The organism is Sphingomonas panacis (assembly GCF_001717955.1).
Classification (GTDB): domain Bacteria; phylum Pseudomonadota; class Alphaproteobacteria; order Sphingomonadales; family Sphingomonadaceae; genus Sphingomonas; species Sphingomonas panacis.
In genome coordinates this window covers 3185466-3211548 of record NZ_CP014168.1, presented here as the reverse complement: position 1 = coordinate 3211548, position 26083 = coordinate 3185466, and the positions used below count along the sequence as shown (strand labels likewise).

Below are 26083 nucleotides of genomic sequence, written 5' to 3'. Positions count from 1 at the left end.
CGTAGCATGATCCCCGCCAAGCCACACGTTCGGCGTCGGCAGATGCCGCTGCCCGCGTATCGGACGGGTGCCGTCGGGTGGCCCCACCCACCCGACGCGACCATTTTCCACCGATCGTCAGAAGCCGAAGCGCACCCCGATGCGGTAAGCGCGACCGAGCAGATCGTAATAAGCGTTGTTGTTGATCGCGGGAAGCGGCGGAGCCTTGTCGAACGCGTTGTTGAGGACGAAATACACTTCGCTGCGCACCTTTTCCGAGCCGATGTTGAGGCTGGCGCCGAAGTTGAAATACGTCACCGCCGGGATCACGTTGTTGCTGATGCTGTTGAACAGCGCCGGGCTGTAGCCAGTCTGATCCGGGCCGATCAGCGCATTGTTCTGGTGGCTTTTGCTGATGTGGCGGATCTGTGCGTTCACATCGAGCCGACCGACCTTGTAATCGATGTTGCCGTTGACCTGCCAACTCGGCAACCCCGCCGAGCCGCCGAACAGCGCGCCGGTCTGCCCGGCGCGATTGACGCCGTTCGGGTACAGCAACGACACGTCGAGCGATGAGCGATATTCGATGACGTGCGTGGCCTGCGCGGTCAGTGCCAGCCGACCGGGCAGCTTGGCGCTGATCTCATCGAGCGGCTGCATATAGGAGGCGGCGATATCGAGGCCTTTGGTGCGGAACTCCGCAAAGTTCGCGTTGGCGCCGTTGACGCTCAGGATCGCGCCGTTCGCCAGATCGTTGTTCGCGAAGCTGATGAGCTGGCAATAGGGATTGCCCGCCGATGCGGTGCCGGTGCCGACGCAGTTCTGGATGATCGTCGCCGGCGAGGTGGCGCCGATCGCATTGGAAACCCTGATCCGGTAGAAATCGACCGACGCCTGGAAGCGGCTCAGGAAGCGCGGCTGGAAGACCACGCCGGCGGTGAAGGTATGGCCGATCTCCGGCGTCAGCTTCGCCGAACCGCCGGTGATAGCGCTGTATGCATAGGCGGCCTGGTTGACGAAGGCCGGACGAACGTCGGTCGCGGCGCCGTTGGTGAGCGGCGACGGCACTGACGCGACCGACGGGGTGAACAGTTCCGGCAGCGAAGGCGCGCGGATGTCACGCGACAGCGTCGAGCGGAACAGGATGTCCTGGATCGGCTTCCAGGTGAGGCCGACCTTCCAGGTGCCGACCGACCCCGACGTGGTATAGTTGGTGTAGCGCGCGGCACCGTTGAATTCGAGCGACTTGGTGAAGGATGCGTCCTTCAGAAGCGGGATGATGACCTCGCCATAGACTTCCTTGACGGTCTGGCCGACGTGGGGCGAATTCCGCGCCACGCGCGCCGCGAACAGCCCGGCCTGACTCGTCGCATCGACGTTTGTCTCCAGCGTTTCGCGGCGGATCTCGACGCCCGCGCCGACCGTGACCGGGCCGGCCCAGAGCGACACCGGCTCGCCGCTGATATTCGCCGATCCTTCGAGCAAAGTGCTGATCGTCTGTGCGCGGGAGGTGCCGAACGCATAGGCATATGCCGCAGGCGAATAGCTCGCCTGACCGAGAATGTTGATCGGCACGCAGCCATTGGTCGGCGTCGCCAGTGTCGAGCGGCAGGCGATCGACCCGATCGGCAACCCGGAGGCGCCGACATTGGCAGAGGTGACGCGAACCGCATCGACCGCATTGTTGAAATTGCCGGTGATGGCGGAGTTGGAGGTGAGCTGAACGCTCTTGTTGCGGCCGTAATTGCCGCTCACGTCCCATCGCCAACCGCTGCCGAACGCGCCTTTCAGGCCACCCGCGAACCGCGTCGTCTCATTGGTGGTATCGAGAGCGGGCGGACCGAAATCATTGCCGAGATAGCCGATGCTCAACCCGCCCGCCGGCACCAGCGCGAGTTGCCCCGGCGTCAGCGCCTGCTGGAGATAGGCGTTGTCGCGGCGAATTGTGATGAAGGGTCCGGTGCCGCCCGTCGCGGCGCGGATCTGCGCGCTGACGTTGTGCGTGTAGACGTTCGAGTACAGGCCCTGCGCCCACACCGACACATGATCGCTGAAGTCGTAGGTGACGTGACCGAGCAGATTGTAGCGTTCGGACGGCCCGCGCAGCACCTGATACGGGCTGACGTTGCTGCCGCCGATCATCTGCGTCGCGATCTGCCCCTGATACGCGCCGGCGTCGAACGGCGCGGTGGTGGTCGCCCCGTTCGGCCCGACCACGAACTGAAGGTTGCGCAAAGCGACCGGATTGGTCGCGACCGTCGGGGTGATGAGTCCGCCGGTGGTGAGCGTGCCGAATGTCACGTTGTTGGCCACCAGATTGGCCGGAAGCCCGGCGGCACGGTTGGCCGGGAGCGACACCAGCGCGGCATTCTGCCGGCCCCATGCGCGCTTGTCGTTGAACAGGTCGGTGCCGTCGTTGTGCTGATACTCGCCGCCGACGACGATATGGCCCCGGCCGTCCGCGAAGCCGGTGCCGGCGGCGATCGAATCGTAGAATTCTCGCGCGTCGTTGTAGCGGGTCGCGCCATATTGCGCGTTCGCCTTGATGCCCTGGAGCTTGGTGTTGAGCTGGAGGTTGACCACGCCGGCAACCGCATCAGACCCGTAAGCGGCCGAGGCGCCGCCGGTGACGACATCGACCTGCTTGATCAGCGCGGTGGGGATGATGTTGAGATCGGGAACCCCGGCGACCGTCTGGCCCGGCACGGTGACGCCGGGCAGGCGGAGACGATCGAGCAGAACGAGCGTGCGGACCGGCGTCAGCCCGCGCAGATCGACGTTGTTGGCGCCGACGTTGCCGATGCCGCCCGATTCCGGCGCGGCTGTGCGGCGGAAGGACGGCACTTCGTTGAGCACGTCGGCGACGTTGACGGCAGCGCGCTGTTCGAGCGTGGCGGCGCCGACCACAACCGTCGGCGTCGGTGCGTTGAACCCGGCCCTGCCGATGCGGGAGGCGGTAACCACGATGTCGGCGACGTTCGCGTCATCGGGCGCGGCAGTTTGCATGACCGAGCCGTCAGGGCCGTGAGGCGCTTGCGCCGCGTCCGCAGGAGCCTGGCCGTCGGCGTTTGGAACGGGTGCGGCGGTTCCACCGGCGGTCTGCGCCAATGCTGGACTGACCAGACCGATGCCGGCCACTGAACACAACAGAAACAATCCTCGCTTCACACACCATCTCCCTCATTACTGGTTTGACCAGCTTTATCGAATTGGACACCCTCGTGAATGATTAGTCAAATCACTCTCATGAGTGGAATAGCATTCGTTTTTTATATGAGCTTATGGCTGTCCTCAGCATGCGAGCGGGGTCGCCCACGTCTTCCACGGTGCCGTTCCGCCCTGTGCGGTGCACGGTTACGACGTGTACGACACGGGTCGTTCGGCATTTTATCTTTTCCCTAGGAATATTTTGCGCTTGGTCTTATGCAGAGGCATTTGGTGACGGCGCGCCGGCAAATTTCCGTGCGACACACCGGTCAAATCGGCGCGTCGAAAGAAGATTGCACTGGCCAATTTTAGATATTTGGCCTAATCAATCTGCGAACGTGCTGCGAAAGCATGGATACGAGGAGGATTGCGTGAGGCTATTGTGGGCGTCTGCATCATGTGCCGCGCTATGTTGGAGCGTCGCCGCGACCGGCCAGACACCCGACGCGCGGCCGACCGTCCAGCTCAGCGATGGCTGGCGCTTCAAACAGGATGACGCGCTGCGTGGCGTCGAATCGCCAAGCTTTCGCGATGCCGACTGGTCCGTCGTCAGCGTGCCGCACACCTGGAACCGGGTCGGCTATTATCTTCCAGATCCGGCGACGCACCTCAATCGACGTGAGTCGATCAACAAGGCGCAGGGGATCGGCTGGTATCGCCTCGGCTTCACACCTTCGGCGGACCTGCGCGGCAAGCGCAACTGGCTGGAATTCGACGCCGCCAGCCGCGTTGCGACGGTCTGGCTCAACGGCACGTTGCTCGGCACGCATCAGGGCGGTTTCTCACGCTTTCGGTTGGACGCGACCGATGCGCTTCGCCCCGGCGAGCGCAATCTTCTGGTCGTCAAGACCGACAACACCAAGCCCGCCCCCGGCACCACCACCGCCGACACGCTTCCGCTGAACGGCGACTTCTTCGTTCATGGCGGCCTGTACCGCCCGGTGCGGCTGATCACCACGGACCCGGTCCATATCGACATGCTCGATGCCGGCGGCCCCGGGGTATACGCGACGACACAGGCGATCGACGGCGCGCGAGCGACCGTCGGCGTCGAGATCAAGCTACGCAACGACGGCAGCGCCAAGGCGCCGGTGCGGATCGTCACGCGGTTGATCGACGCCGCCGGCAACGTTGCCGCGGACGCCATGGAGACGCTCTCGCTCGCTCAGAAAAGCGGCGGCAATGTGCGGCAGTCGCTCGCCGTGCCCAACGCGCATCTGTGGCAGGGCACCACTGATCCGTATTTGTATCGCCTGTTGGTCGAAGTGCTCTCGGCAAACGGCCGCGTGCTCGACCGGGTCGATCAGACCTTTGGAATTCGGCAAATGCGCTTCGACCCGGCGCGTGGGCTGTTCCTGAACGGCAAGCCCTACCCATTGCACGGTGTCGGCTATCATCAGGACCGCGAGGGCAAAGGCTGGGCGATCGATGCGACGGACACCGAACAGGACGTCGCGATCCTGCGCGAAATGGGCGCCAACACGATCCGCCTGACGCATTATCAGCATGGTCAACCGATCCACGATCTCGCCGATCGCTACGGCCTGATCGTGTGGGACGAAATTCCGCTCGTTTCGCAATGGACCTTGGGCGGCGCGAAGCAGGCATCGCCCGGCTTGCTCGCCAATGCGCGCCAGCAACTCACCGAGGAAATTCGCCAGAACGGCAATCATGCTTCGGTGGCGAACTGGGGAATCGCCAACGAGGTGGACTTCGGCAATTCGCTTCCCGCCTTCCTCGCCGGCGCGGCCGGCACGCCACCCGACCCCATGCCGCTCCTGCGCGAACTCAACACGCTGGAGCATCAGCTCGACCCGAGCCGGCCGAGCAGCCTCGCGACGTGCTGCGAGGGCCGGCTGTTCGCCGCCGGCGTCGACGTGCCCGTCACCGCGCCCGCTGCCGATCTTGGCGGCGCGAACCGCTATTTCGGCTGGTATTACGGCACCCCGAGCGATCTTGGCCCGGCGCTGGACGCGCTCCACGCCAAACGGCCGGATCAGCCGCTCGCGGTGACCGAGTTCGGTGGCGGCGGCGCGACGACCGTTCACACCGATAACGTGCTGGGCGGCCCGGTCGACTCGCGTGGACGGATGCAGCCCGAGGAGGTCGAGAGCTGGATTCACGAAGGCAATTGGGCCGTGCTGGCGAGCAAGCCCTATCTGTGGGCAAGCTGGCTGTGGGCCGGGTTCGATTTCGCCAGCACCGTCCGGCAGGAAGGCGACGCGACCGACATCAACACCAAGGGTCTGGTGACGTTCGATCGCAAGATCCGTAAGGACGCCTATTATTTCTACAAGGCGAACTGGTCGGCCATGCCGACGGTCCACGTGACCGGCCGCCGTTATGTCGATCGTGCTCTCGCGACCACCGAGGTGCGCGTGTACAGCAACGCGCCGAGCACCGAGTTGCTCGTCAACGGCAAATCGATCGGCACGCTGGCGGCGTGTCCGCAGAAAATCTGCATATGGCCGGCGGTACGGCTGGCGCGCGGCGCGAACCAGGTCGTCGCGCGCGGCACGTTCCCACAAGCGCAGATCGAAGACACGATCGCGTGGCACGTCGGCGACGATGTGGCGCGCGCCGTTCGGATCGACAGCGGCGCGCTGGTCGCGGGGGCGAGTTCCACCGGGCACTTCGGTTCCGACACGTTCTTCACCGGCGGCACAGCGGCAACGGTCGACAAGCCAGCCGATTATGGCAAACCGACCGTCGCCACGCCGATCGCCGGCACAGCCGACGGCGCGATCGCGGCGACCTATCGGAAGGGCGACTTCGCCTATCGGGTGCCGCTCGACGACGGGCGCTATACCGTGACGCTCACCTTCGTGGAGCCGTCCGCGAAGCCCGGCGAGCGAATCTTCGACGTCCTCGCCGATGGCGTTCCGACGCTGCGCGCGCTCGACGTGGCGAAAGCGGCCGGTGCGCCGTTGACCGCCCTCCGCCGCAGTTTCCCGGTGACGGTGCGCGGCGGCCTGCTCACCCTCGCCTTCCGGCCTAGCAAGAGCGAAGCGATCGTATCCGCGGTGGAGGTTGCACGATGACATTCCATCCGATGACCCAAACGCTGCGCTGGTTCGGCCCCGCCGACCCGGTGGCGTTGCGGGATATCCGGCAAGCCGGTGCTACCGAGGTGGTCAGCGCGCTCCACGACGTCCCCAATGGCGCGTTATGGACTCACGAGGCGATCGCCGCGCGCAAGACGATGATCGAGGCCGCCGGGCTCGGCTGGACAGTGGTCGAAAGCCTGCCGGTCCATGAGACCATCAAGACTGGCGGTGACGACTACGATCACCTGATCGAAACCTATCAGGCCAGTCTGCGCAACCTCGCCGCGAACGGCATCACTGTCGTCACCTACAATTTCATGCCGCTGCTGGACTGGACGCGGACCGACCTCGCCTGGGAATTGCCCGACGGTGCCCGTGCGCTGCGCTTCGAACTGGAGGCGGTCGCCGCCTATGATGTCCACATCCTGCGCCGGCCCAATGCGGAGCGGGACTATGCCGCGTCGATCCTGGCCGCCGCCGAGCGACGTTTCCACGCGATGAGCGCGGATGACCGTAGCCGCCTAGAACGCACGATCATCGCCGGGCTGCCGGGCAGCGAGGAGCATTTCACCTCCGCCGAATTCCTGCGTGCGATCGAAACCTATGCCGATATCGACGCGCGACGCCTGCGCGATCGTCACGTCGCGTTCCTGGAGGCGGTGTGTCCGGTGGCGGAGGAGGTCGGCATTCGGCTGGTCGTTCACCCGGACGATCCGCCTTTTCCGATGTTCGGACTGCCGCGCGTGGTGAGCACCGAGGACGATGTCGCCCAGCTTTTCGCGCGGGTGCCGAGCCAGGCGAACGGGCTGTGCTTTTGCGCTGGCTCGTTCGGGGTGCGCGCCGATAACGACCTGCCGGGAATGGTCGAGCGGCTTGGCAGCCGGATCGGCTTCCTCCACCTCCGTTCGGTCCAGCGCGAGCTCAATGGCGCGTTCCACGAGGCGGCGCATCTCGAAGGCGACGCGAACATGCCGGCCGTGGTCGCTGCGGCGGTCGCGCTGTCCGCGCGCGAGGGGCGTTCGATCCCGATGCGGCCGGACCACGGGCATCAGATGCTCGACGATCTCTCGCGGACGACCAACCCCGGTTATTCGCTGATCGGTCGGATGCGCGGCCTTGCCGAGCTGCGGGGGCTGGAGCGCGGGGTCGCTTCGGCGCGGCTCACGGCAGCCGCTGTCAACGCAGCGTGAGAAATATCGTAAAACTATAAAATTCCAGGAGAGTTGCCCGTGAAGAGTTCATTCCGCGCCGCGCCGCTTGGCCTTCTCGCGCTCGCGCTTGGCGCGTTGCCGGCGCAAGCTGTGTCTCAGGGCCAGCCTGCTGCACCCGCCGTCGTGACAGACGCGGGGCGGCTCGATGGTATCAAGACAGCGTCCGGGGTGGATGCGTATCTCGGCATTCCTTATGCGGCTGCGCCGGTGCGTGACCTGCGCTGGCGCGATCCGCAGCCGGTTCGGGCGTGGACCGGCACCTATCATGCGGACCGGTACGGCCCACAATGCATGCAGCCGCAGCGGAACCTGAACACCAACCAATATTCGGGCGCCGAAGTCACCAGCGAAGACTGCCTGTACCTCAACGTCTGGGCAAAACCCGGCGCGAAGAAGGCGCCGGTAATCGTCTTCCTCCACGGCGGCGGTTTTTTCATCGGGTCCGGCGGGATGCCGCTCTACGGCGGCGAGGCGGTGGCGCAGCGCGGCGCGGTGTTCGTCAATCTGAACTACCGGCTCGGCGTGCTCGGCTTTCTGGCTGACGCCGAGCTGTCGCGCGAGTCGCCACACAAGACGTCGGGGGATTACGGATTTCTCGACCAGATCGCCGCGCTCACGTGGGTCAAGCGCAACATCGCCAGGTTCGGCGGTGACCCGGACAATGTGACGGTGGCCGGTCAGTCGGCAGGGTCGATGTCGGTGCTGGCCTTGCAGGCAAGTCCCCTCGCGCGCGGCCTGTTCCAGCGCGCGGTCGGGATGAGCGGTGCGTTGATCGGCGGTGCCGGTCCTGCCGCGATGCGCTCGCTGGCCGAGGGCGAGCGGGATGGCGAACGCTATCGTCAGGTGATGAAGTTCGGCAGCATCGCCGATATGCGTCGCCTCTCCGCTGACCGGCTGATCGTGCCGCGCACGCCCGGCTCACCGGGCGTCGGCCCGATCCAGGACGGCTATGTGCTGCCCGCGCCGGTCGATGCGATCTTCGCGAGGGGCGAGCAGAACGACGTGCCGCTCCTGCTCGGCTTCGCCAAGGACGAGGCGCTCGGCGGCTTCGGCACCATCAAGGATCTTGCCGATTACCGCACGCGCGCGGCGGAACGGTTTGGCGATCGGACCGAGGCCTTCCTGAAACTGTATCCGGCCTCGACCGATGAGGCGGCGCGCGCGCAGGCGCATCTCGCCGACCGCGACGCGACGATGGTCGCGGCGATGAAGGCGTGGGCGACGGCGCAGGGTGTGCGTGGCCGCGCGCCCGTCTATTCGTACATGTTCGCGCGCGCGCATTCCTATGCGCCGGGCGTGACCTTCCCGGACCTCGATCCGGCGACAGCGGGTTCGTATCACACGTCCGAGGTGCCGTTCTGGCTGGGCACGCTGGACAGCTTCAACCTGTACCGAAAGACGCGCGACTGGACCGCGGCGGATCGGGCGTTCAGCGGCGAGATGCTCGAATCGCTGGTGGCTTTCGCGCGGACCGGCAAGCCGGACACCAAGGCGCTGCGCTGGCCGGTCTATCAGGCGAAGCAGCCGCGTCTGCTGAAACTCGGAACGCCCGTGACGACCGCCGACTGGCCGAGCGCGCAAAAGCTCGCGTTCTTCACGAGCATGCCTCCGCGCCCGCCGGCACCGGGAGCGCTGCGGGACTGAGGTGAGACCCCTCGCCTAGCGCTCGCGCAGGCCGTCGAGCAGCAAGCGCACGACGAACCGCTCATAGTCATGCTCCAGCGCGGCCATGTCGGAACCGGGCGGCACGAGCAGTTTGATGAGCGCCTGCCCGGACATGAAGAAATCGCTGATGCCGACGATCGCGAGGTGCAGGAACAGCGGATTGAAATCCGCGAGTTCCTCACCTTCCGCATCGTGCTTCAGGTTTTCGTAGAACTCGATTGGCCGCCGGTTCCACGCGCGCACCTGATTGCGCACGTCTGCCGAGCGCGCGCCGCTCAGCTCCTCCACCATAAGCCGCTGCATGTATTTGGCTGACCGGCTGAAGCGGAACGTGCGGTGGATGAACTCCTCAAGCGCGGCGACCGGGTGTTCGCTGGCATATTCGGGCGGATCGGATTCCGCCAGAAGTTGCGCGACTTCGAGCAGCAAAGCCTCCCGCGAGCCGAAATAATAGCGCACCAGCGCCGGATCGACTCCCGCCGCGCGCGCGACCGCCGCGACCGATACGCGGTTGGGCGGCAGCGTTCGCAGCAGCGCAAGTGCCGCCGCCAGTACCGATTCGCGGATAGCGCCGCCGCCGCTGCCCGCCGGGCGCCCCTTCCGGCGTCTCTCTCCGGGCTGTTTCGCGGGAGCGGAATCAGGTTTTGCAGGTGTCTTTGCCATTCGCATCGTGTTGGCAGGCGAAGCCGGCTTGGGCAACGGCGCAAGAATTCTTGCAAAGCGGAATTATCGCCGTACACTCGCGTCAAATACTACATAGGAGAGACGGATGCCGAACTGGCCGTTCACGCGCGGCGTGCATGATCTGGGCAATGGCCTCTATGGTTATGTCCAGCCCGATGGTGGCTGGGGCTGGTCGAACGCGGGCCTGGTGGTGTCGCGGGGGCAGACGCTGATGGTCGATACGCTGATGGGGCTCGACCTGACCCGCGACATGCTCGAAGCGTTCAAAAAGGTGCCGGGCGGGGATCGCATCGACCGGCTGTTCAACACCCACGCCAATCCCGATCACTTCCTCGGCAACGGCGCGGTCGAGGGCGCGGAGATCATCGCGACGACGGCATGCCGCGAAGACATGAACGAATATGATCCCAAAAGCCTCGCCTCGCTTCGCACCAATTACATGAACATGGGCGATGCCGGCGCATTCCTGTTCGAGACGATGGGCAATTTCGATTTCGGCGGGATGGACACGTTCACCTTTCCGACCACGCTGTTCGACGGGCAGATGACCGTGACCGTTGGCGACAAGGCCGTCGAGCTGATCGATCTCGGCCCCGCGCACACCAGTTCGGACACGATCGCCTGGGTGCCGTCCGACCGCACCGTCTTCACCGGAGACCTCCTTTTCAACGAGGGCCATCCGATCATGTGGTCGGGGCCGATCGAGAACTGGATCGCCGCGTGCGCGCATATCATCGCGCTCGATCCCGAAATCGTCGTGCCGGGCCACGGACCGATCACGGATGTGACCGCGGTCGCGAACCTCAAACACTATTTCGAATATGTCCGCGACGAGGCACGCAAGCGTTTCGATGCCGGCATGGGCTGGAACGACGCCGCTCGCGACATCACCATGACCGAATATCGCGGCTGGAAAGACCCCGAGCGGATCGTCGCCAACGTGTTCTCACTCTATCGCCAATGGGGCACCACCTTCACCCCGGAGGAATCGCGCGACCTGTTCGGCGCGATGGGCCGCTATCATTGGGAATCGCAGCGTCATGCCGAGGTGTGCGGCCATGACCATTGAGCTGAACGCGACGCACGACCCGGCCGCGATGAGCTGGGTCCAAAGCGCGAATGGCGACACCGACTTCCCGCTGCAGAATCTGCCGTTCGGCGTGTTCCGCACCGCAGCGGCTTCGCCGCGCGGCGGCGTGGCGCTGGGTGACAGCATCATCGATCTTGCCGCGCTCGCCGCGACCGGCCTGCTCGGCGAAGCGGCGTTGGACGCGGCGAAGGCAGGGTCGCACGACACCCTGCTGCCCTTGCTCGCCGCCGCCCCCGCTGCCGTCAGCGCGTTGCGCGCGGAGATTTTCGCGCTGTTCCGCGACGACAGTGCACATCGCGCGGTGCTGGAACCTGTACTCGTCCCGATCGACGACGCCGAACTGCTGATGCCGCTCAAGCCATCCGCCTTCACCGATTTCTGCACCTCCTACGATCATATCGCGCGGATGGGCGGCGGCGGCGTGCCTAAGCTCGCCGCGCTGTCGCTGCCGGTTGCCTATAACGGCCGCGCCAGTTCGGTGCGGGCGAGCGGTGCGCCGGTGATCCGCCCGATGGGCCAGTTCGAGACACCGCCGGCCAGCGGCGCGGTGCAATGGGGGCCAGAGCCGTTGCTCGATTTCGAGCTGGAATTCGGCGCCTGGCTGCGCGGCGGCAACCCGATCGGCACGCCCGTCAGCGTCGCCGAGGCGGAGGCACTGCTGTTCGGCTGCTGTCTGGTCAATGACTGGTCGGCGCGCGGCATCCAGTTCTTCGAGATGATCCTCGGGCCGCATCTCGGCAAGAGCTTCCTGACGACGATCAGCCCATGGATCGTGACGATGGAAGCGCTCGCCCCGTTCCGCGCCGCCGCGCGCGGCCGGCCCACGGGTGAGCCGGCGGTGCCTACGTATCTGCTCGATGCCGCCGACCGGACGCACGGCGCGGTTGCCGTCACGCTGACGGCCGATCTCGCGACCGCTGCCGGAGCGCACGCGCGGATCGTCGAGACCGAGCTGGCGGACCTGTACTGGACGCTGGCGCAGATGGCCGCGCATCAGGCCTCGAACGGCGCGCCGCTGGAGGCGGGCGATCTGATCGCCACCGGCACCGTCTCTGGCGCGGCGGATACCGCGCGCGCCTGTCTCGCCGAAATCACGATGCGCGGCGGCAGCCCGATCGCGCTGCCCGACGGCTCGACGCGGACGATGCTCGAGGACGGCGACACACTGATCCTTCGCGGGCGCGCCCACGCCGCGGGCTTCCGCCCGATCGGCTTCGGCGACTGCACCGGCACCATCCTCCCGGCACGCACCGGCACGGAGACACACGCATGACCATCACCACCTGCGGCGACCGCCAGCCGATCCGCGTCGCCGCGCGCGGGCGCCACCTCGTCGTCGATATCCACTGCCATCTCGGCATTCCTGCCGCCGACGCGATCGTGCAGGGCAAATATCCCGGCCCGCCGCCGGGCATCAACGACTTCACCAGCGCCAAGACCAGCGAGGTCAACCGCGCGCAGTTCGCCACGATCGGGCGGACCCTCAACACGGTCGATACGCGGCTCGCGGACATGGATCGGCTCGGCATCGACGTGCAGGCGATCAGCCCCAGCCCCGGCCAGTATTTCTACTTCACCGATGCCGACACCGGGCGCGCCGCCGCGCGCGCGGTCAACGACGGGATCGCCGCCGCCGTCGCCGCCACGCCCGACCGTTTTGTCGGCATGGGAACGGTGCCGTTGCAGGACGTCGGCCTCGCCGTCGAGGAGATGCGCCGCTGCGTGCGCGACCTCGATCTGCGCGGGATCGAGATAAGCTCGAACGTCAATGGCGTGGATTACCATGATGAACGCTTCCGGCCGTTCTGGGCGGCAGCGGAAGACCTGGGCGTGCTGATCTTCATCCATCCGCTTGGCTTCACGCATGCGCAGCGGATGAGCGAATATTATTTCAACAACCTGATCGGCAACCCGCTCGAATCGACTCTGGCGGTTGGGCATCTGATCTTCGGCGGCGTGCTCGACCGCTATCCCGGCTTGCGGATCTGCGTGGCGCACGGTGGCGGATACATGCCGGGCTATTGGGGCCGGATGGATCACGGCTGGCGCGCGCGTGGCGACTGTTCGGAACATTGCACGCACGCCCCGTCCAGCTACCTGCGCAAGCTCTGGCTCGACACGCTGGTGTTCGATCAGGACCAGCTCGACAGCCTCGTGCGGACACACGGCGCCGATAAATTGTGCCTCGGCAGCGATTATCCCTTCGACATGGCGGAGCCCGATCCAGTCGGCTTCCACGCGCGGCTGAGCGACGCGGATCAGGCGCGTATTCTGGGGCTGAACGCCGCCGATCTGCTGGGACTGACGCTTACGTAACGCCGCGAACGCCGAAACAGACGCGAGCCGCACGAGCGGCCGAAGCAGGAGAGTGATAGCGATGACGTCTCAAGACCCTGCCGGCCCGGGCACGCGTGCGGGCGCGACGCTCGTGGCCCTCTTCCTCGCCAACACGCTGAGTTGGGGGGATCGCGCGTTGCTCGGCGTGGTGGTCGATCCGATCAAGCGCGACCTGCTGCTCAGCGACACGCAGATGTCACTGCTGAACGGCGCGATCTTCATCGCCTTCAATCTGGTCGCGGGTGTCGCGATCTCGCACTGGGTCGATCGTGGCAACCGCAAATTCATCCTGCTGGTCGGGGTGGCGATCTGGTCGATCGCGACGGCGTTCATCGGCGCCGCCACCGGCTTCGCGAGTCTGGCGACGGCGCTGGTGCTCGTCGGGGTCGGCGAGGCGACCGTCTTCCCGGTCGCGCTGTCGATGATCGGCGATCTGCGCGTACCGGCCGAGCGGCCACGCGCGGTCGCGATGTTTCAGGCGGGGACGTTCGTGGGTCTGGTCGGTGGCTCGATCCTCGCGGGCGTGCTGGCGGCGGCGCATGGCTGGCGATGGATGTTCGTCATGTGCGGCGTGGGCGGGCTGGTGCTGATGGTGGCAATGGTCTTCGCGGTGCGCGACCCGGCAAGACGCACGGACGGGCTATCGCTCGACGCTACCGCCGATGGTGACGCGCGCGGAGCGATCGGGCGCGTGCTGACGACGCCCGGCTTCGTGCCGCTGTCGCTCGGCATCGGTTTTCTCGGCACGGTCGGCGCGGTGCTCGGCGCGTGGGGCCCGGCGTTTCTGCAACGCAGCCATCACGTGCCGCTCGCCGAGGTCGGCGCGGTGATCGGGCCGGCGGTCGGGATCAGCGGCATCGCCGGCACCGTTATCGGCGGCGTGCTCGCGACGCTGCTGGTCCGGCGTCGCGGCAGCGCGCGTGCCGGGTTGCTCGTGCCGCTGATCGCGACGCCGCTCGCGACGCCGTTCCTCGCGCTGTTCGTGTTCGCGCCGACTCTCACCGGCGCGATGACGGCGACCGCGATGATGACGTTCCTGATCTCGCTCGGCGTCGCGCCCTGCTTCGCGCTCGGCAGCGATATGGTCAGCCACCGCGTCCGCGCGCTCGCCTCGACGCTGATGCTGTTCGCGTTCGGCCTGATCGGCAGCGCGATGGCGCCGTTCGTCGTGGGGCTCGTCAGCGACGTGCTGGCGCCGGGCTATGGCACCGAATCGCTGCGCTACGGATTGGCGACGATGATCGTCACGCCGGCGGTGGCGACGCTGCTGCTGTTGTTCGCGTACCGGCGGCTGACGGATCTGGCGCCGCGCCTGCGTGATCCGGCCACGGCCGCGGTGTTTCACTGAGGCGCGTAGCCGTTTTGGCAGGGCGTAGCCGGCGGCTCCGCGAGCCAGCGGGATAGCGCGGCATTGACGGCACCGGGCGCTTCGACAGGCAGCATGTGCCCGCAGCCGTCGATCACCACGAGTTCGGCACCGGGGATGGCCGCCGTAATCGCGCGATGTTGTTCAGGCGGACTCCAGCGGTCCTCGCTTCCAACGATCACCAGCACCGGGCAGTCGATGCTCGGCAGCAATGCGGTGACGTCGGGCCGGTTGAGCAAGGCCGCCTCCTGCGCCTCGTAGCGCGCCATGCCGGCGTCGCGGCACATCGCGGCGAGCGTTTCCACCAGCGCGGTGTCGCGCGCGGCGGCGGCACCGAGCATCGGCGGCAACCAGACATCGACCAGCGCGGAAATCCCCTGTGCGCGCCCGATATCGCGAAGCGCGTGGCGTTTCTCCTGCTCGCCGTCGCGGCGCGGGTGGACGCCGGTGCTGGCCAGAACGAAGCGCGCGACGCGTTCGGGTGCCCGCCGCACCACTTCAAGCGCGACGCGGCCGCCCATCGAATGGCCGAGCAGCGCGAAGCGCGGCGGTGCGGCGGCGAGCAGCCGCTCGGCCATCGCGCCGAGATCATCGAGATCGCCATAATCGGCCGCCATACGCGCTGAGGCGAGGCCGGCGAGCTGGCCCGCGAAAATGCGTGCGTCGCACATCAGACCGGGCAGTAGCAGAAGCGGCGTACTTTCTCCGGCGGCGGGATTCTCATGCATGAACGGTCTCCTGTGCGAGCACACCTATCGGCGCTGAGGGAAAATGGCAGGCTCCGCCCGTGCCTCTGCGCGGTGGGTCGGGCGGCGCGATCAGAACGTCAGGGTGCCGCGCCGTTCGGCGAAGCGCCAGCCCTGTTCCGTGTGGACGAACCGATCCTCGAACCCGCCGACCAGCGGCGGCGTGCCGGCAGCGGTGAACAACAGCATCGCGCTGCTGCCGTGCGCGGTCGTCTCGCTCTGGACCTGGATGACGACATTGGCGCAGACGTGGCGTGTCGTGCGGGGTGGCCGGCTTTCGAAGGCGGCGAGGATCGCGGGCCGGCCAATCACCGGCGAATCCGGCGCGGTGGGGCGAGTCATGCAGCCATCGGCGGCGTAGAGCGCGGCCACCTCGGCCCAGCGCGCCTGATCGTTGAGATTGGCGTACAGATGCACGAGCCGGGTACAGTCCCACTCGGCGGCGCGGCGCGCTTCCGGGGTCACAGCCGCGCGCCGGCGATATCCGCGCCTTCGCGCAGCGCGCGCAGCTTGGCCCATGTCACCGCCGGGTCGATCTTGCCATAGCCGGCGAAGGTGCCGAAGCCGCAGTCGGTGCTGGCGACCACGCGGTCCTTGCCGACGATCGCCGCGAACCGCTCGATCCGCTGCGCGACCAGTTCGGGGTGTTCGAGGTAATTCGAACAGGTGTCGATCAGCCCGGGCGCGAGGATCTTGTCCTCCGGCACGCGCGCATCGCGCCAGACCGTCCATTCATGCTCGTGACGCGGGTTCGCCGCTTCGAACAGGATCGTCGCAGGGCGCGCCTTGAGAACGATACCGATGATCTTCTCGAGCGCGATATCGTGATCGTGCGGGCCTTCGTAATTGCCCCAGCACACGTGCATCCGCATCCGCTCCGGCGCGATGCCGGCGGTGGCGGCGTTGAGCGCCTCGACATTGGCTTCGATCGTGGCGAGGAACTCCCCCTCGCCCATCTCCTGATAGCCGGTGTGGCGCGACATCGCGAGATCTGGGCAATCGAGTTGCAGCTCGAAGCCGGCTGCGACGATCGCTTCGTATTCGGGCCGCATCGCAGTCACCAGATCAGCCAGATAGGCCTCGTGGCTCGGGTAATGGAGGTTCTTCTGGAACGCGGTGATGAGGCCGGGCGACGCGGCGTTCATGAAGGCGCGGACCGCCCTGCCCTGCCGATCGAGCGCGGTGCGGAAGCGGCGGATGTCGTCGTGCAGCGGCGCCAGGCTGACCAGCTTCACGTCGCCGATGCAGGACGCGCGCACGAACTCCTGCGCGCCCATGATATGCGCGAGCTTGGCGCGCAATTCGGGCAGCGGCGCGAGATCAAGCGCCGGTTTGCGATCCACGTGACCGCCGAAGCCGGACAATCGCTCGATCATATAGGTCGAATAGCCGACCTTGCCGAGTTCGCCGTCGCTGACCACCGTCACACCGGCTTCGACCTGCGCGGCGACCGCCGCATCGACGGCGGTCTGCACGACGCTGTCGAACGTTGCGGCATCATAGGGCTGGCCCTGATCGCGCGCGAGCAGCAGCGGGGTGAGTTCGCGTCCGCGCGGCAGGCTGCCGACGTGGGTGGTCGCGATATGCGTCATGCGAGATTTCCCAGGGTCATGATTATTCACTTCTACAGCAAAGATCGAATTCGGAAAGCCGGTGCCACATGCGGGCTTGAGCCCTGCTATAATTCATGATAGCCAGAATTAATAATCCGGCATGCGGGAAATAAGCCGCAGCCGAACTGGAGGGGATGACGATGAATCGCGCAATCCTGCTGCTTGCCTCGGCCAGCGTCCTGGCGATGGCCACGCCCGCTCATGCCCAAACGCCGCCGCCCACGTCCGCAAGCGGAGACGCGGCGCCGGTGCCGCAATCGCTTCCCGCCGCCAATTCACCGCAAGGCGGCGCGCCCAACAGCACCCACATCGATACCAGCGCCGAAGGGCTCGAGGATATCGTCGTCACCGCGCAGCGCGTCTCGGAAAGCGCGCAGCGCGCGCCGATCGCGATCAGCGTCATCAAGCCCGAGGATCTGGTGCAGCAGGCGGTCACCCGTCCTGAGGATCTCTCGCGGGTGGTGCCTGCGCTGGTCGCCGCCAGCACTGGCGGCTCCTACACCACTTTCGTGGTGCGCGGCGTCGGCAACACCACGGTAAACGCCTATTCGGACCCCGCGGTCGCGTTCAACTACGACGGCGTCTACATCGGCCGCCCCTCCTCGACGAGCGGCAGCTTCTACGATCTCCAGCGGGTCGAGGTTCTGAAAGGGCCGCAGGGCACGCTGTACGGGCGCAACGCCACGGGCGGCGCGATCAACGTGATCCCCAATCGCCCGCAACTCGACACGCTTTCGGCCGATGGCACGGTGAGTTACGGCAATTACAACACGGTCAACGCGCAGGCCGCGGTGAACCTGCCGATCAGCACCTCCGGCGCATTCCGCCTCGCCGGGAATTATGCCTCGCACGATCCGTTCTACAACGACGGCACCAACGACCAGCACGAATATGGCGCCCGCGCTCAGGTTTATGCCGAACTCACCCCGACGCTGAACACGCGCATATCGGCGGACTATGCGCATCAGGGCGGCGCCAAGCTGTTCGCCACCTACGTCGGCACCGCGACGCCGATCTTCGGCCGGACCGGTTTCAGCGGCTACAGCTACAGCCCGACCAATTACGCCCCCGGCGAGGGCATCTTCAGCCCGAAATCGCAAGCCTATCTCGCGTCGCATTACATCGCGCAGGCGGGCCGTGCCGGCGAGGTGGTGCAGGGGCAGCCGTACAACAACAACGATTTCTGGGGCATTCTCAGCGAAACCAACTGGCAGGTCGGACCGGGCACGCTGACCGTGGTGCCGGCGTACCGTGAATCCCGGCTCGACAATCTCATCACCCCTGGCATGAACGGCGCTGGCACCCACGAGAAGGACCGGCAGTTCAGCGGCGAGGTCCGCTATGCCGGCAAGACCGGCCCGCTCGATTTCGTGGTCGGCGGCTATTATTTCGGCGAGCACATCCGGTCGAACACCTATTTCTCGCAGTTCGTGCTGGTGCCGTACCAGAATTTCACCACCACGACCGATTCCTACGCGGGCTTCGGCAAGCTGACGTGGCATGCGACCAGCAAGCTCAGCCTGACCGCCGCCGGCCGATACACGCAGGACAAGAAGCGCTTCGACGGAACCAGCGACACCTACATCCTGTTCTGCGGCAACCCGGCGTCCTTCCCGCCAAACCAGTGCCCGACCGTGCCGTTCATCCCGCTCGTTCCCGACGCCGCATCGCTGCGCGCCTTCTATGCGGCGCGCGGCGTTCCGGTGACGAACGTGCCGCTCTTCGCTTTGCCGCCCGCCTTCGGCGGATCGCAGACCGCGCCCTTCGTGCTGAACGCGAAGACCGCGATCAATTCCGGTCTCACCAATTCGAAGTTCACCTACCGGCTTGGTGCGGAATATGCGTTTTCGAACACGTCGATGGCCTATGTCAGCTACGAGACCGGCTATCACGCCGGCGGCTTCGCGTTCGCGCAGGGGCTGGAAAGCTACAAGCCGGAGACGATCGCCGCCTGGACGATCGGCAGCAAGAACCGCTTCTTCAACAACACGGTGCAGTTCAACATCGAGGGCTTCTACTGGAAATACCGCAACCAGCAGTTCAGCACGTTCGGATATGATCTCGGCAACCCGCCGACCACGGTGTTCCTGACCCGCAATGTCGGCAAGAGCACGATCTATGGCGTCGATGCCGACGCGCAATTCCTCGTCACCCGCAACACGCTGCTGTCGGGCAGCGTGCAATATGTCCACACCAATTACGACAGCTTCCAATATGACGTGCCCAATCAGGGCGCGCCGCCCCCGACGACGTGCGGCGCGCAGGCCGGCAACAGCGTCATCAACGGCGTGACCGAAGCAGTGTATCATATCGACTGTTCGGGCCAGCCGGCGGTCAACACGCCGGAATGGTCGTTCAACGTCAACGGGCAACAGACGATACCGCTGGGCGACTATAAGATCGTGCTTCAGGCTGGCACGCGCTACCGCGGGCGCGCGCAGGAAGACCCGAGCTATTCGTCCTATATCTACGCCAAGGCCGGCACGACCTCCAACGCGTCGATCACGTTCGGGCCGACCGACGAGCGCTGGTTCGTGACGGGATTCGTCAACAATCTCGAAGACTTCCGCCGTGTGTTCGGGGTGTCACAGGTCGCCGCGAGCGGCATCTACATCGGGTCTTACGAAGCGCCGCGCACCTATGGCGTTCGCGTCGGTGCACGGTTCCGCTGACAGATCCAACTTGCTATTTCCTATAGGCAGGAATATGCGGATCAGCGAAGCGGAGGGCCGACGTTGATGGCAAGCGTAAACGATCTGCAATATGTCGGGCTCGCAGTTCCCGATCTGGCCGCCGAGCGGGACTTCTTCGGCAAAACCTGGGGACTGGTCGAAGTCGGCGAGCATGACGGCAAGGTCTATTTCGCGGCCGAAGGCTCTCCGCACGCCTTTGTCATCCGGCTGCGCGAGGATGTCGAACGCAAGACCGATCTGATCGGCTTCTCGGCGGCGGGGCGCGCCGCGGTCGATACGATCTTCGCCAAGGCACAGGCGGCCGGCGCGAAGATCATCGCCGCGCCCGGCCCCGCCGACGGGCCGGCCGGCGGCTATGCCTGCCGCTTTTTCGATCCAGAAGGCCGTGCGATCGAGGTGGTGTGCGAAGGCACGCCGCGCCAGCACCGCACGCTCGCCAAGGGCGAGGCGATACCGATCGGCATCAGCCACGTCGTGCTGCATTCGCCCGACATCAAGGCGCTGGAGCACTTCTACGAAGACGTCCTCGGATTCCGCCTGACCGACTGGATCGGCGAGTTCATGGTGTTCCTGCGCTGCAACACCGCGCATCACCGTCTCGCCATCCTGCCGGGACCGCCCACGCTCAACCACATCGCCTTCGACGTGAGTTCGGTCGACGAAATGATGCGCGGGCTGGCGCGGATGCACGAGAACAATGTCAAGCTGAGCTGGGGTCCGGGCCGCCACACCGCCGGCAACAACACATTCAGCTACTTCGTCACGCCCAACGGCAACGCGGTGGAATATACGTCGGATCTCGAGGAGGTCGATGACGCGACCTGGGTTCCACAGACCTATGCGCCGACACCGTCGATCACCGACCAATGGGGCACCGGCCGGATCATTCCCGGCAATGTCCCACACGCCGAACTGAGCCCCGACAAGGGCTTGTGGCACATCCCGGCCTGATCGCCGGCGAAAGGAAACATCATGGGGGATCGGGTTCTCGTCGTCGGCGGCGGTGTCGGCGGTATGACGGCGGCAATATCGCTCGCCAGACGCGGTGTGGCGGTGACGTTGATCGACGCCGATCCACAATGGCGCGTATACGGCGCCGGCATAAGCGTGACCGGTATCTCGCTGCGGGCGTTCGACGATCTGGGCATTCTGGACGAGGTACGCGAACGGGGTTTCGTGGGCGCGGGCATCCGCCTGCGCAGCGTGACCGGACATGTCATCATGGAATCACCGGTTCCCGAAAACCCGCTGCCGATCCAGTCGGGCGGCGGAATCCTGCGGCCGGTGCTGCACGACATTCTGTCGCGGGCGGTGCGCGCGGCCGGGGTCGAGGTGCGGCTGGGAATCAAGGCCGAAGCGCTGCACGATGACGGCGACGGCGTGGATGTTGCGTTCTCGGACGGCAGCAGCGGCCGGTTCGACGTGGTGGCGGCGGCAGAGGGCATCTTCTCCGCCACGCGCGGGATGCTGTTCCCGCAAGCCCCGGCGCCACGCTTCACCGGCCAGGGCTGCTGGCGCATCCTCGCGCCCCGCCCTGCCCATCTCGATCGTACCGAGTTGTACGTCGGCGGCGCGGTCAAGCTCGGCATCAACCCGGTCTCGCGCGATGAGATCTACATGTTCGTGCTCGAACATGTGCCGGACAATCCCTGGTTCGCGCCCGAGGAGCAGCTTCCCCATCTCGACGCCCTGTTGGCACCGTTCGGCGGCGACATCCCGGCGATACGCGCGGGCCTCGGCGAGGCCTCGCAGATCAATTACCGGCCGCTCGAATGGCTGTTGCTGCCATCGCCCTGGTACAAGGGGCGCGTCGTGCTGATCGGCGATTCCGCGCATGCGACGACGCCGCACATGGCATCGGGCGCCGGCATCGCGGTCGAGGACGGGCTGGTGCTGGGCGAGGAACTGACCAGCGGCACGTCCGTGGACGAAGCGCTGGCGCGCTTTATGGCGCGGCGCTTCGAGCGGGCGCGGCTCGTCGTCGAGAATTCCGTGCGTATCGGCGAGATCGAGATGGCGGCGGGCGATCAGGTGCCGGCGACGACGATCATGGGCGAGACGATGCACCTGCTTCAACAGCCCTATTGATCAGGAATCCCGCAATGACCTTTGGCCTTGCCACGATCACCTTTGACCGGCACCCGGAGGTCGCACTCGTCGTCGACGATCGTGCCATGCCGCTGGCAGCGAGCGGCGAAACGCGCGACCTGCTTGCGCTGCTCGACGACTGGGACGCGGTGCTGCCCGCGCTCGAACGCGCCGCGACCGACCCAGCCTTGCTCGCCAGCGCGCGGCCGATCGACACGCTTACCGTCCACGCGCCGTATCTGCCGCGCCAGATTTTCTGCACCGGCGCCAATTACAAAAAGCATGTCGTCGGCATCATCATGGGCGATCCCTCGATGCGCACCGCCGAGCATGATGCGCTGAGCGAGGAAGACCGCCGGCGCCATGTTGAAAAAATCATGGACGAGCGCAAGAATGCGCTGCCCTATTGCTTCATCAAACTGCCGTCGTGTGTCGTCGGCCCGCAGGACGCGGTGATCCTGCCGAACAACGTCGAGAAGCCCGACTGGGAGCTCGAACTCGGCGTCGTGATCGGTCGCCGCGCGCGACATGTGGCGGCGGAAAACGCAATGGCGTATGTCGCCGGTTTCGTGATCGTCAACGACGTCACCGCGCGGGAGCATATCTTCCGGCGCGACGGATCGGCGATCGGCGCCGACTGGCTGTCGGGCAAATGCTTTCCGACCTTCCTGCCGTTCGGCCCGACCCTCGTGCCGCGCCAGTATGTCGCCGATCCCTACGATCTCACCATCACGCTCTCGGTGAACGGCAAGGTCTATCAGAACGAAAGCACCGCCGACATGATGACGTCGATCGAGCGCCAGATCGCCTATCTGTCGGATCGCGTGGCTTTGCAGCCCGGCGACGTGATTTGCACCGGATCGCCTTATGGCAATGGGTCGGCGTTCGGTGTCTTCCTCAGGGACGGCGACATCATGGAGGGGACGATTACCGGCCTCGGCACCCAGCGAAACCGCTGCGTCGCCGAGCGCTAAGTGATCCGACCAGGCTGACCGGCAGCCCCGCCGCCTCCGTGGCGGCGGGGCTTTCGTGCCCGGCGCGTCGCGAAACCGGGCCGAATCCCCGGCGTCCGGGCACCTAGTCTTTGGGCATGTCGGCGTTCAGGCAGACTAGGCTGAACGCCTGCCTGAACGCCATCCTTCACTACGGCCTAGAACGTGCCGCGCAGACCGACCAGAACCTGTCGGCCGGGCTTGTACTGGGTGAAGGCGAGATTCTCGAACTGGAAGTACGACTTCAACGTCGCATCGGTGAAGTTCGAGACGTTGATCGTCAACTGCGGCGCGTGCGGCAGGTTGAAGATCTTGTCGAGGTCGAACGCCGACGAGAAGTCGTAGCTCGTATAGTCGAAGCCATAGAGCGCCGCCGCTGGGATACCGTTCTGTGCCGTGCCGCTGTTCTGCGAACCGCGACGCGAAGTCGTCGACACGCGCAGCATGACACCGTGCTTCTCGTAATAGCCCGTGATGTTGTAGGTGAACGGCGCGACCCCGAACGCGACCGCCGCGCCCTTGCTGGTCTGATCGACGATCGTGGCGTTGGCGTTGAAGCCGAAGCCAGTGACGCCGATGTGGCTGGTCAGGAAGTCAAGCGGCTGGACCCACTGGAACTCGAGGCCGTTGATCGTCAGCTTGTCGGGCACGTTGAGCTGTGAGGTGATCTGGACCTGCGCCGCGGTCGGACCGCCACGCGAGTTCAGCGCGATCTGCTGGGTCGGGTTCAGCGTGTCATAGGTGATGCCGTATTGCGCCAGGTTGGTGAACGGCACCGTCGTGATGTTGGTGGTGGTGAACCCGGTGATCGACTTGCGGAACGCGTTGACGCTGATCACACCCTCGCGGCCGGTATAATATTCGAAGCCGAGATCGAGGTTGGTCGAGAGATAGGGCTTGAGGGCCGGGTTGCCGATCGACGCCTGATCGGCAGACGGCGCGGGGAACGATACGCCCGGCAACTGCGCCGAGGGATCGGGGCGAGTCATCGTGCGCGATCCGGCGACACGTGCCACGGCATGCTCACCGATGTCGTAGGCGAACGTCGCCGCCGGCAGCCAGTTGGTGTAGTGATTGCGCGTCGTCACCGATCCGGTGAGGTTGGGATAGCGGCTGCCGTCCGGCAGGCTGGCACCGGCGGCATTGGTGTTGCGCGGATCGGGCAACGACGTGGTGCCGGTGATGAGCTGGATCGTGTCGACGTAGCGCAGGCCGACATTGAACCGCAGCGTGTTGCCGCCGAGTTCCTGCGCGCCGTTCAACGTGGCGAACGCCGACTTGACGATTTCGCGGATCTGACCGCTCATCGCGCTGGTGTTCGACGCGCCGTTGGCCGGGGCATTGTCGTGGAACGACTGATAGTTGGTCGCGTTGGCGAACGCCGGGAAGTTGACGGTCACGAAACCAGCCGGGCCGGGCATCAAATAGCTCGGGAAGGCAGAATTCGGCACCAGCGACCCGCCGTAGCTCACCGGACCGGTCATGCCTGCGGTCGAGCCGGTCCCGTAACCCGGATAGCTCGGATACCCCGCCGGCGCCGCGCCGGGCGCGTTCAGCCCTTCGCACGGCGGCTGCGTGTTCGGCGATGCCAGGAAGACGCTGGGATTGTTTCCGCATGCGGCGTTCTGCCAGGCCTGGCTGTTGTCATAGCCCTGGATCACGCGCGAAACGTCATCATAGGCACCGCCAACCTTGAGGTTCAGCTTGGTGCCGCCCCAGGTCAGATCGCCGCGAAAGCCCTTGGTCTTGTTGGTGCGGCGCTCGTCCTGAAGGTTGAGACGGCTGCCGGTATACCAGCCGAAATTCTTCGGATCGTTCAGATCGAGGTTGCTGGTGATGCTCGGAACGCCGGACCCATCGTTGGCATAGGTCACGGTGTTGCCGACGCCGAGCGGGGTGGTGGCACCGACCGTCGGGCTCTCGCGATGGAAGGTCGAGCGCGAGTAATTGCCCTGCAGGTTCAGCTTGAGCGTATCGGAAATTTCCCAAGAGCCGCCCGGATTGACGCTGACCAGCTTGGTGGTTTCGATATACGGTCGGAATTCGTCGAAGAACTGCGCGTTGGCGAACGTGCCGCCCGCAACCGCGCAACCGGTGGTGCAATCCGACTTGTCGAAGGTCAGGTTGGTCGGGATGATCGCGCTGTTGCGGACGATCCATGCCATGTCTTCGCGGATCAGATTGTTGTGCTTGTAGCCGTACAAACCGTCCACGTAGAACCGCAGCGTATCGGTCGGGCGCCACTCGGCGCTGACGATCGCGTTGATACGGTCGCGCGAACCGCGCGCGTCGGAGGTGCGGCCGAGGCGGGGAAGCAAAGCGTTGTCGATCTGCTGGATCGTCGCACCCGGATTGTGCGCGAGCAGGAAGGCCTGATCGATTGGCGTGCCCGCGACCAGCCCGGCACCCGCACCGACTGGAACGACCGACGGAATCGTCCAATTACCGCCGCCAGTGCTGTTACAGCCGCTGGTGGCGCCACATTGCGCGGCACTGAGCTGCGGATTGGTATATCCAATCGTCTCGAAGCCGCGCGTATCGGTGAACAGGCGTTGCCCGGAAACACCGGCCAGAATGCCGACCGTGTCGTTGTGCCAGCTTCCGATCATCGAGCCGCGCACGCCGATGCGATCGTCGGGGCTCTGGTTGGAGCCCTGGATGTTATAGGCGAGGAACGGCTTGGCGTTATCGAACGGGCGCGCCGAGCGAAGATCGACGTTACCAGCGGCGCCGCCTTCCAGCAGGTCAGCCGTGTAGCTCTTGTTCACGGTCAGCTTGGTGAAGAGATCGGTCGGGAAGAAGCTGAGATCGACCGAACGATCGGTGCCCTGAGCGTCGGTCGCGCCCGACGACGCGACCGCGATCGGCGCGCCGTTCAGCGTCACGTTGGTGAAGTTCGACCCCAAACCACGGATCGCGACGTTCACGCCTTCACCGGTGATGTCACGCGTGATGGTGATGCCCGGGATGCGGTTGAACGATTCCGCGATGTTCGTATCGGGGAACTTGCCAATGTCTTCCGCGAAGATCGAATCGGTAAAGCCAGTCGAATCGCGCTTCGCGTTGGTCGACTTGGCAAGGCTGGACCGATATCCGGTCACGACGATATCTTGAGCCGCCGAATCCTCCGGCTGCGCCGAGATCGACGAGGCGGTATCCTGCGCTTCGGCAGGCGTGGACTGCGGAGGCGTCGCCTGCGCGAGCGCGGCAGAGCTATACAGGCTTGCGCACGCCGTGGCGCACAGCAGTGCCGAACGAGTCTTGTAAAGGCGTAGCTTTTGCGATTTCATTTCTGCATCCCCTCTTAGGTGTGCCGACATTTGTCGATCAATGTGACTTTACTGTTGGAAATTGGGTTCATAACC

Annotated in this window: 17 protein-coding genes; 11 read left to right on the top strand and 6 right to left on the bottom strand. The window is 65.6% G+C overall.

The genetic code is table 11. The features are described 5' to 3' along the window. Nucleotides 1-117 precede the first annotated feature (117 nt). A complete protein-coding gene (locus J0A91_RS14700; RefSeq protein WP_150126923.1) occupies nucleotides 118-2985 on the bottom strand; it encodes a TonB-dependent receptor domain-containing protein in 2868 nt (955 codons plus the stop codon). 572 nt (nucleotides 2986-3557) lie between these two features. Here J0A91_RS14700 and J0A91_RS14695 point away from each other — a divergent pair. Genes J0A91_RS14695 through J0A91_RS14685 form a run of 3 tightly spaced genes read left to right on the top strand, consistent with a single transcriptional unit; the run spans nucleotide 3558 to nucleotide 9088 of the window. Further along, complete coding sequence (locus tag J0A91_RS14695; RefSeq protein WP_069205531.1) at nucleotides 3558-6227, top strand: glycoside hydrolase family 2 TIM barrel-domain containing protein; 2670 nt, start codon at nucleotides 3558-3560, stop codon at nucleotides 6225-6227. Beyond that, complete coding sequence (gene uxuA / locus J0A91_RS14690) at nucleotides 6224-7423, top strand: mannonate dehydratase (protein ID WP_240502029.1); 1200 nt, start codon at nucleotides 6224-6226, stop codon at nucleotides 7421-7423. The genes J0A91_RS14695 and uxuA overlap by 4 nt, the downstream gene beginning before the upstream one ends. A gap of 39 nt (nucleotides 7424-7462) precedes the next feature. Next, a complete protein-coding gene (locus J0A91_RS14685) occupies nucleotides 7463-9088 on the top strand; it encodes a carboxylesterase/lipase family protein (protein WP_069205530.1) in 1626 nt (541 codons plus the stop codon). Nucleotides 9089-9103: 15 nt separating this feature from the next. Here the strand turns inward: J0A91_RS14685 and J0A91_RS14680 are convergent, their stop codons facing one another. Continuing rightward, entirely contained in the window at nucleotides 9104-9772 is a 669-nt protein-coding gene (locus J0A91_RS14680; protein WP_069205529.1) for a TetR family transcriptional regulator, read from the bottom strand. A 106-nt stretch (nucleotides 9773-9878) separates the two neighbouring features. On the opposite strand from J0A91_RS14680, the gene J0A91_RS14675 reads away from it, so the two are divergent. From J0A91_RS14675 to J0A91_RS14660, 4 genes are all read left to right on the top strand, one after another. Then, complete coding sequence (locus J0A91_RS14675; protein ID WP_069205528.1) at nucleotides 9879-10862, top strand: MBL fold metallo-hydrolase; 984 nt, start codon at nucleotides 9879-9881, stop codon at nucleotides 10860-10862. Beyond that, entirely contained in the window at nucleotides 10852-12156 is a 1305-nt protein-coding gene (locus tag J0A91_RS14670) for a fumarylacetoacetate hydrolase family protein (RefSeq protein WP_069205527.1), read from the top strand. The genes J0A91_RS14675 and J0A91_RS14670 overlap by 11 nt, the downstream gene beginning before the upstream one ends. Then, nucleotides 12153-13199, top strand: a complete 1047-nt coding sequence (locus tag J0A91_RS14665; protein ID WP_069205526.1) for an amidohydrolase family protein — start codon at nucleotides 12153-12155, stop codon at nucleotides 13197-13199. The genes J0A91_RS14670 and J0A91_RS14665 overlap by 4 nt, the downstream gene beginning before the upstream one ends. Before the next feature lie 61 nt (nucleotides 13200-13260). Next, nucleotides 13261-14568: an MFS transporter gene (locus tag J0A91_RS14660; RefSeq protein ID WP_069205525.1), complete on the top strand. Its 1308-nt coding sequence runs from the start codon at nucleotides 13261-13263 to the stop codon at nucleotides 14566-14568. Here J0A91_RS14660 and J0A91_RS14655 read toward each other — a convergent pair. From J0A91_RS14655 to J0A91_RS14645, 3 genes are all read right to left on the bottom strand, one after another. Next, on the bottom strand, nucleotides 14562-15314 hold the full coding sequence (locus tag J0A91_RS14655) for an alpha/beta fold hydrolase (RefSeq protein ID WP_069205524.1): 753 nt from the start codon (nucleotides 15312-15314) through the stop codon (nucleotides 14562-14564). The two genes, J0A91_RS14660 and J0A91_RS14655, sit on opposite strands and share 7 nt — an antisense overlap. A gap of 90 nt (nucleotides 15315-15404) precedes the next feature. Continuing rightward, a complete protein-coding gene (locus J0A91_RS14650) occupies nucleotides 15405-15797 on the bottom strand; it encodes a nuclear transport factor 2 family protein (protein WP_240502028.1) in 393 nt (130 codons plus the stop codon). Continuing rightward, nucleotides 15794-16924, bottom strand: coding sequence for a cobalamin-independent methionine synthase II family protein (locus tag J0A91_RS14645; protein ID WP_069205522.1), 1131 nt, complete (start codon nucleotides 16922-16924; stop codon nucleotides 15794-15796). The genes J0A91_RS14650 and J0A91_RS14645 overlap by 4 nt, the downstream gene beginning before the upstream one ends. A 161-nt stretch (nucleotides 16925-17085) precedes the next feature. Between J0A91_RS14645 and J0A91_RS14640 the strand changes: the two genes are divergently transcribed. From J0A91_RS14640 to J0A91_RS14625, 4 genes are all read left to right on the top strand, one after another. Beyond that, complete coding sequence (locus J0A91_RS14640; RefSeq protein ID WP_083224963.1) at nucleotides 17086-19617, top strand: TonB-dependent receptor domain-containing protein; 2532 nt, start codon at nucleotides 17086-17088, stop codon at nucleotides 19615-19617. A gap of 66 nt (nucleotides 19618-19683) precedes the next feature. Beyond that, the gene (locus J0A91_RS14635; protein WP_069205521.1) at nucleotides 19684-20589 is read left to right on the top strand and encodes a VOC family protein; all 906 of its coding nucleotides are present in this window, start codon (nucleotides 19684-19686) and stop codon (nucleotides 20587-20589) included. A gap of 21 nt (nucleotides 20590-20610) precedes the next feature. Next, entirely contained in the window at nucleotides 20611-21726 is a 1116-nt protein-coding gene (locus tag J0A91_RS14630) for an FAD-dependent oxidoreductase (RefSeq protein ID WP_069205520.1), read from the top strand. A gap of 14 nt (nucleotides 21727-21740) precedes the next feature. After that, the gene (locus J0A91_RS14625; protein WP_069205519.1) at nucleotides 21741-22700 is read left to right on the top strand and encodes a fumarylacetoacetate hydrolase family protein; all 960 of its coding nucleotides are present in this window, start codon (nucleotides 21741-21743) and stop codon (nucleotides 22698-22700) included. A gap of 176 nt (nucleotides 22701-22876) precedes the next feature. On the opposite strand, the gene J0A91_RS14620 is transcribed toward J0A91_RS14625, so the two are convergent. Continuing rightward, nucleotides 22877-26008: a TonB-dependent receptor gene (locus tag J0A91_RS14620; RefSeq protein WP_069205518.1), complete on the bottom strand. Its 3132-nt coding sequence runs from the start codon at nucleotides 26006-26008 to the stop codon at nucleotides 22877-22879. Between the last annotated feature and the right edge of the window lie 75 nt (nucleotides 26009-26083).